At 73.0% G+C, this 6293-nt stretch carries 5 protein-coding genes; 2 read left to right on the forward strand and 3 right to left on the reverse strand.

Features of this window, described 5'->3' with window-relative positions; all coding sequences use genetic code 11:
• Nucleotides 1–4 precede the first annotated feature (4 nt).
• Complete coding sequence (locus ABH925_RS32825) at nucleotides 5–964, forward strand: aminoglycoside phosphotransferase family protein (RefSeq protein ID WP_370154004.1); 960 nt, start codon at nucleotides 5–7, stop codon at nucleotides 962–964.
• A gap of 204 nt (nucleotides 965–1168) precedes the next feature.
• The gene (locus ABH925_RS32830) at nucleotides 1169–2407 is read left to right on the forward strand and encodes a sensor histidine kinase (protein ID WP_370154006.1); all 1239 of its coding nucleotides are present in this window, start codon (nucleotides 1169–1171) and stop codon (nucleotides 2405–2407) included.
• Here the strand turns inward: ABH925_RS32830 and ABH925_RS32835 are convergent.
• From ABH925_RS32835 to ABH925_RS32845, 3 genes are all read right to left on the reverse strand, one after another.
• Nucleotides 2362–2916, reverse strand: a complete 555-nt coding sequence (locus ABH925_RS32835) for a GNAT family N-acetyltransferase (protein ID WP_370154010.1) — start codon at nucleotides 2914–2916, stop codon at nucleotides 2362–2364. The genes ABH925_RS32830 and ABH925_RS32835 overlap by 46 nt on opposite strands.
• Nucleotides 2917–2982: 66 nt before the next feature.
• Entirely contained in the window at nucleotides 2983–5091 is a 2109-nt protein-coding gene (locus ABH925_RS32840; RefSeq protein ID WP_370154008.1) for a hypothetical protein, read from the reverse strand.
• A gap of 186 nt (nucleotides 5092–5277) precedes the next feature.
• Nucleotides 5278–6126, reverse strand: coding sequence for a GNAT family N-acetyltransferase (locus tag ABH925_RS32845; RefSeq protein WP_370154012.1), 849 nt, complete (start codon nucleotides 6124–6126; stop codon nucleotides 5278–5280).
• Between the last annotated feature and the right edge of the window lie 167 nt (nucleotides 6127–6293).

Here is a 6293-nt window from a genome sequence, read left to right on the forward strand (position 1 = left end):
CAGCATGTCGGCAGCAGAACAGGCAGCAGCGCGGGCCGTGGAGCCGGGACCCGAGCGGGGGATCGTCCTCCCGGCGCGACTCCGGGAGACGGTCGCCCGGTGGGCCGGTGAGTCCGGGTCCGCCTGGCTGGACTCCGTGCCCGGCCTGGTCCGGCGCTACCTGGACCGGTGGGAGCTGACCGTCGAGCGGGTGTGCGATCCCGGCGGCCGGATCAGCCTGGTGGTCTACGTCCGGCGGGCCGACGGCAGCCCCGCGGTGCTCAAGCTGGGGCTGCCCGCCCCGGACACGGCACAGGAGCACGCGGCGCTGGCGCACTGGGACGGCCGCGGCGCGGTCCGGCTGTTCGAGGCCGCGCCCGAGGACGACGCGATGCTGCTGGAGCGGCTGAACGGCGAGGTGCCACTGCTGTCCCTGGCCGAGAGCAAGGCCATGATCGAGGCCTCCGGCACGCTGCAGCGGCTCTGGGTCCCGGTGCCCCCGGGCCACCCGTTCACCCCGGCCGGCGACCGGGTCACCGGGCTCTGCGGGACGCTGCGCCGCCGCCGCGAGCTGCCGGCCGCGGCCGAGGTACGGCCGCTGGTGGACGAAGCCCTGGCGCTGGCCCAGGAGTTGCTCGGCAGCGAGCCCGAACAGCTGCTGCTGCACGGCGACTTCCACCACGGCAATGTGCTGTCCGCCGACCGCTCCCCCTGGCTCGCCATCGACCCCAAGCCGCTGGTCGGCGAACGGGCCTACGACCTGGCCTGGTTGGCCCAGGACCGGCTGGAGACGCTGGTCGGCGTCGCCGGTCCGCAGGCCGCCGCCCGGCGCCGGCTGCAACGGCTGTCGGACGCCGTCGAGGTGGACCGGGACCGGCTGCGCGGCTGGACGCTGTTCCGCACCGTGGCGGCCGGGCTGTGGAACCTGGAGCTCGGCGACACCGACGCCGCCCAGCTCTACCTCGAGTTCGCCGCGATGCTGTGACCCCGCGACCACCGCACCCCTGCCCGGCCGAGCCGTGGGCCCGACCACCCTGCCCCGCCTCGGCACACCCCTGACCTGCCATGCTCTGAACTACCATGCTCTGAACCACATATGCCGCACTCCACCTGCTCCGCACCGCACGACTCCGGACCCGGCATGTCCCGTACCTGTTCGGCGCGACTTCGTCCATGAGAGGACCCGCCCGTGGTTGGCCGTCTCCAGCGCAAACGGATCACCGACGAGGAGATCGAGAAGATCCGCGGCTTCAACCCGTACAGCCTGCTGCCCTGGGTGCTGATGATTTACAGCCCGCTGCACCCGGTGCTGCAGGGGCAGTACCCGCACCCGATCGCCGCGTACGTCGGGCTGGGGATCTTCGCCGTGCTGTACTGCGCGGCCATCGTCACCAGCTTCCGGCCGCGCTTCCACAGCGGCAGGCTGCCGCTGGCGCTGGCCCTGCTGCTGGTGCCGGTGACCGGTGCGCTGGCGGGATCGCTGGACCACGGGCTGATCCTGTACTCGCTGCTGATCATCATCTGCGCGGTGGTGGTGCCGGACCGGTTCGGACCGCTGGTGCTGATCGGCGTTCCCGCGCTGGCGGCGCTGACCGCCTACATGCGCGGCTCCGGGAGTTCCGCGGGCAACGCGGTGTGGACCACGGTGCTGCCCGGGGGCATCGTGTTCGTGATGTCCAAGCTGTTCACCGTGGTCGCCCAGCTCAAGGAGACCCGGCAGGAACTGGCCCGCGCGGCCGTGGCCGAGGAGCGGCTGCGGTTCAGCCGTGACCTGCACGACCTGCTGGGGCACACCATGTCCGTGGTCGCGCTCAAGGCTGAGGCGGTGCGCCGGCTGGCACCGGCCAACCTGGACGCGGCACTCGCCCAGGCCGAGGACATCGAGCAGGTGAGCCGGAAGGCGCTGGCCGAGATCCGCGAGGCGGTCTCCGGCTACCGGGACACCGGACTGGCCGAGGAGATGGACCGCGCCCGCTCGCTGCTGAACGCGGCCCGGATCGAACCCGTCGTCAAGGACTCGGGACCGACCCTGCCCGCGCAGGCGGAGGGCCTGCTGGCCTGGGTGGTCCGCGAGGGCGTCACCAATGTGGTGCGGCACGGCAACGGGGTCCGCCACTGCGAGATCGAACTCGACCGGGCCGCCGAACCGGTACGGCTGAGCATCAGCGACGACGGGGCCGGCAGCCCCGTCGGCGTCGACGCGGGCCGCGTCGACGGCGGAACCGGGAGCGCCGGGGCCGTCGCTACCGGCAACGGCCTGCGCGGGCTGCGGGAGCGGCTGTCCGCGGCCGGCGGGACGCTGACCACGGAGGCGACCGAGCGTGGTTTCAGGCTGCTGGCCACCCTGCCGACACAGCAGTGGGGCCTGGACCATCCGAAGAATCAGGGCCGGGGCGGGAACGGCAGCGGGGCTCCCATCACCGCGTAGGGGACGGCGGTGTTGGGGAACATGACCTGCCGGGCCAGGTCACGGTAGCCCAGCGAGCGGTACAGGGCCCGGGCCGGGGTCTCCCGGTCGATCGCCGACAGGATGGTGCGCGGCAGCCCGCTGCCCGCGCACAGCGTGGTGATGATCCGTCGGCCGAAGCCCAGCCCCTGGTAGTCGGGGTGGACGTGCAACTCGGTCACGGAGAAGGAGTGGTCCAGCCACCAGCCCTGGCCGTTCGCCTCCAGATGCGGTTCGATCACCGAACTCCACCAGTGCGAACGGTCGTTGGGCATGCCGTAGCCGAAGCCGACCAGCCGTTCGGGGCCGCCGGGACGGCTGCGCTGCACCGCGCCGAAGGCCCGTACCCCGGGGAGCAGGGCGTGCCGGCCCACGATCTGCAGCCGCACCGCGACCTCCTCACTGCTGAGGCCGAAAGCGGCGGCCTGCACCGCCAGTGCTTCCGCGACCCGCTTGGAGAGGTCGAAGGGCTCGATCGTGACGTCGTTCATGGCCTCGAACGCTACCTGGTCGGCCACGGGGCGGGACAGTCTCCCGCGCCCGTGACCGACGACGAGTCATCGCGGCCGGCGCCTCCCGACCAGAAGGAAGGCGGAGAGGCCGAGCAGGATCAGCGACCCGGCCAGCCCGAGCGTCGGCAGCGTGGTGCTGGAGGCTCCGGTGTGCGCCAGCATCGGCGCGGTGGTACCGGAGGTCGCACTCGGACCCGGCACCTGGCCGGTGCCACGGCCGGGGGTGGTCGCCATGGCCGCCGCAGCGGTCGTCGAGGCGGCCGCGGCCGCCCTGGTCATCCCGGTGGAGCCGGTGGAGCCGGTGGAGCCGGTGGAGCCGGTGGAGCCGGTGGAGCCGGTCATCGGCTGGGTCATCGCCGGGGGGCTGGAGAGCGCGCTGCCCAGCTGGGTGCCCACCGGCTGGGGCTGCGGAGCGACGTCATGCGCCGGGACCACGCCGGGCGAGGCCCCGGTGGCCTGTGCCGGGGCGGCGGGGGCCGCCCCGGTGGGGTTGTCCATCGCGACGCTGACCGGTGAACCGATCGACGTCTGCATGGCCACGGGCATGGCGGCGGGGGGCGGGACGTTGCTGCCGCCCCCGCCCGGCGGCAGCGCCGCTCCGGCGGTCGCGCTCGCCGCCATGGCCGGAGTCGGGGCGGTGGTCGGCGGACCGGTCGGGGCATTGGTCGGGGCACTCGTCGGGCTCATGGACGGGGCGGCACCGGCCGAGGCGCCGGTGGAGGCACCGGCCGTGGCACCGGCCGTGGCACCGGCGGAGGCACCGGCCGTGGCACCGGCCGACGGGCTGACCGAGGCACTGGCCGACGCGCCGGCCGACGCACTCGCGGTGGCGCTCGCGGAGGCACTGGCCGACGGTGCGGTGCCGACCCCCAGGGCCGGGCAGTTGAGGTTGGTGAGGGAGGCGGCCAGTCGGGCCGTCAGGAAGTCGAACAGGTTCTGCCCCGCCTGGGGTGACGGGGCGGCCGCGAAGAACTGCTGGTCGGCGTTGATACGGGGGGTGCCGACCGTGGTCAGGTCGGTGCAGTAGGTCTTCGGGTCGCCGTTGGCCGCCGTCCCGAGCCTGGGCTGGTCGACACCGGCGCGGTACAGGTTGGTCTTGGCCCGGTTGGTGGCCGCGTTCACCAGCACCATCGGGTCGTTCAGCGGCACCAGGGCGACCGGAGCGGCCTGGTCCTTCGCGGCCTGCAGTTCGTCCAGCCCCAGCGAGGTGGCCTGGACGCCGGGGTTGGCCAGATCGGGGGCGGTGAAGGCGGTGCAGCCGAGGGCGGGGTCGACGAAGCTGGTGAGCAGCAGGTTGTCGCTGCCGTTGAGCAGTGCGAGCGAACCCGCCATGGCCGCGGTGTTGGCCGCGGTCTTCTGCGCGGTACGTCCATTGGCGTCGGAGAGGTACTCGGTGGTGACGTTGTCGCTCTGGTCCTGGTCGACCAGGCCGAAGTCCCGGGTACTCAGGCAGGTCCTGCCGTCCTTGCCGGTGCCGAGCGGCGGCACCGTGAGCCGTCCGGCCGCCTCGGCGGCGTTGGCCGCGCCGAAGAACGCGGAGGCGTTGCAGAAGGCGAACTGTCCGAAGATCGACCCGTTGCCGCCGTTGACGCAGCGTCCGGACCTGAGACTGCCGTTCTGGCTGCGCAGGGTGAGGTTGTTGCCGTTGAAGCCGAACCAGATGCCGACCACGGCACCGGCCGGGAGCGTGGGCAGCACCGGCGCGGCGGCGGGCTTGGTGCCCCTGTCGACGACCAGCGGGTCGTAGACCGACAGCGCTCCGGTCGCCGGATCCACCACCGTGGCCTGGACGAACGCGGACTGGTTGGCGTTCCCCTCGTTGCAGGGGCCCATGGCGGCGTTGGTGGCGGTCAGCTGGTACGGCCTGGCGAGGCCGGCGGCGCTGAGCGGATTGGGCGGGACGATCAGGGTGCAGTCGGCGTTGGGGACGGCCGGAGCCGCTGCCGGAGCGGCCGCGGGGGCGGGCGTTCCGGTGGTGGCACCGAAGGCGGTGCCGAGCAGGGTGGCCAGTCCGAGGAAGCCGGCGAGGGCGCCGACCAGTGAGGCGTAGCGGGTCCTGCGGATCCGTTGGCGCCAGGAGCGGTGCGAGCCCGCCCGCCGGGTGGTGCTCTGCTGCTGGTGCTGTCGGCCGTGGCGCCGATGGCTGCTTAACACTCGCTGTCCTTTGCCGGAGGGCACCTTGGGGGAGGGTGGCATTCGGCGCGGCGGGGGGACCGCCCGGGGGAGGAATGTCACTCAAGGTGATGACGGCGCGAGTGTATGCACGGAGCGCGTCCGTACGAGCGGCTTCCCCGAACTCCCGCCGCTCCTGCCACTCAGGTGCTCAGAAGTGGCACCGGCTCAGAACAACACGCTCATGAAGGTGCCTACTTCGGAAAAGCCCACGCGCCGGTAGGAGGCCCGGGCAGCGGTGTTGAAATCATTGACGTAGAGGCTCACCACCGGGGCGACCTCGTTCAGGGCGTGCTCGACCACGGCGGCCATCCCGCCCTTGGACAGGCCCCTGCCCCGGTGCCCGGGGGCCACCCACACGCCCTGGATCTGGCAGGCACGCGATGTCGCGGCGCCGATCTCGGCCTTGAAGACGACCCTGCCCGCCTCGAACCGGGCGAAGGCCCGGCCCGTGCCGACCAGTTCGGCGACCCTGGCCCGGTAGAGCAGGCCGCCGTCGCCTGCCAGCGGGGAGATGCCGACCTCCTCGGTGAACATCGCGACGCAGGCCGGCAGCAGCAGGTCCATCTCGTCGCGCCGGACCCGGCGGACCCGGGGGTCCGGGGCGATCTCGGCCGAGGGCTCCCAGGTCGCCATCAGTGGCTGGTTGGCCCGGACCTCGCGGGCCGGGCCCCAGCTGGGCTCCAGCAGCGACCAGAGCAGACCGGTCGCCTCGGCCGGGCCGACGATCGACGAGCAGCGGCGCCCGGCGCGCCGGGCCCGTTCGGCGAAGGCCTGCACGGCCTCGGGTCCGGCACTGAGCGGCACCAGGTTGGCGCCCGCGTAGCAGAGGGCGTCCAGCCGGCCGTTGTCGAACCAGCCCCACATCTCGCCGCCGAGGCGCCAGTGGTCCAGTCCGGCGACGGCGACCCGCGCGGCGACGAAAGCATTGGCGATCGGGTCGCGGTCGAGCACCTCAAGGGCCGCCGGGAGGTCGTCCGCCTCCAGGACCCGGGTCGTCGCCACCGAACTGCTCAACACGGAGGAACCCTATCGCGGGCCGCCGTCGGGAGGCAGATGAGCAACAGCACCAACAGTCGCGGACTACTCGCTGACGGCGACGGTGGGTTCGCCGGAGGGCACACCGTCCTGCTGCATCTGCTCGGCCAGCTTCAACGCCTCCTCGATCAGCGTCTCCACGATCT

The organism is Streptacidiphilus sp. EB129 (assembly GCF_041262645.1).
Classification (GTDB): domain Bacteria; phylum Actinomycetota; class Actinomycetes; order Streptomycetales; family Streptomycetaceae; genus Streptacidiphilus.